Annotated in this window: 1 protein-coding gene and 1 pseudogene; one reads left to right on the top strand and one right to left on the bottom strand. The window is 34.3% G+C overall.

Annotation, left to right across the window (positions count from 1 at the left end):
- A partial coding sequence (locus CBG25_RS06805; protein WP_290605543.1) for a hypothetical protein occupies positions 1–331 on the bottom strand: 331 nt, incomplete at its 3' end.
- 443 nt (positions 332–774) lie between these two features.
- Between CBG25_RS06805 and CBG25_RS06800 the strand changes: the two are divergent.
- Positions 775–1,392, top strand: a pseudogene (locus tag CBG25_RS06800) (CoA-binding protein); the annotation flags it as partial.
- Between the last annotated feature and the right edge of the window lie 6 nt (positions 1,393–1,398).

Here is a 1,398-nt window from a genome sequence, read left to right as displayed (position 1 = left end):
CTTGTAAATAGACATTTTTCATTTTAACCGCGATTAGTCTACTACGCATTAAGTTAACGTGACTAAGATCAATTTCTGCTGGTAACTGTATGCCCGTCAAATCAATTTTAGCTAACTCAAAATAATCACCGGCTTCTCTTATTTGTAATTGCTCCATTAAACTGGCTAATTTTTTATTTTGCCAATCTTGTCTATCAGCTAAACTACAATCTAAAGCTAATTTTTCTGTTAAAATTGCCAAATTGGTTGTTATTTTAGCCTGCTCTTCCGTAATAAGATCAGGCTCCAAAGATGAAAATAAAATATTTTCCTCTTTTGAGATCCTAAACATATTAACCTCTATGATGTTGAATTCTCGATTGTTGCCAATAGTGTATCGCTTAAAACACCATCTTATTAATTTTGTTTAGGGCAATAGTCATTGATAGTAACATGAAGAAATGGTTTTATTTTTTATTAATGACAATATAATATTTTGCGCTATTTAAAATGATAAACTTTTATCATTTTTTTGCTTTTAAATTCCGCTCTCAATAGCAAGCTAATTTTTTAACACCGTTCAATTTTATCGTGTATATATGCGACGTTAAAATAACCACCATTTAAGAATAAAAAATCCATAAAAAACTAATAATTATGAAATTATCACTGCATAACTTATTTTTACAAATAATTTCCAGCAAACATACTTTGTCTTCAAGCAGCAAAAATCACAGAAAAATGCCAAAAAATCAGCTACATTGATAGACAATACCCATAAAAAGGTAAATATCTATGAGCCAGCGTGGACTCGACGCATTATTGCGACCTAAATCCATTGCAGTTATTGGTGCCTCAGAAAAACCAGAACGAGCGGGTTCCGTTATTATAAAGAATCTACTTTCTAGTGGCTTTACAGGCCCGATCCTGCCGGTTACACCAAATAAAAATGCGGTAATGGGAATACTCACTTACCCTACGATTGATAAATTACCATTCTCACCAGACTTAGCTGTTATCTGCACAAATTCAGACAGAAATTTAACCTGCCTAAAGCAACTGGGAAAAATGGGTTGTAAAGCGGCCATTATCCTCTCATCACCACCCTCTCAGTTTGTAAAACTTAAAGCATTAACTCAGCAGTACAATATAAGACTATTGGGACCCAATAGTTTGGGGATCCTTGCCCCCTGGCAGCAACTAAATGCAAGCTTTTCACCAATTCCAATTCTAAAAGGCAAACTGGCTTTCATTTCACAATCTGCAGCAGTTTCTAATATTATTCTGGACTGGGCACAACAACGTAAAATTGGCTTTTCTTACTTTATCGCACTGGGAAACAGTTTAGACATTGATGTCGATGATCTACTTGATTTTCTTGCCAGAGATAATAAAACTAGCGCTATCTTACTTTAGGGC

Source organism: Arsenophonus sp. ENCA (assembly GCF_002287155.1).
Lineage (GTDB): Bacteria > Pseudomonadota > Gammaproteobacteria > Enterobacterales > Enterobacteriaceae > Arsenophonus > Arsenophonus nilaparvatae.
Note: the sequence above shows the minus strand (reverse complement) of the source record. Positions and strands in the feature narration are given on the sequence as shown.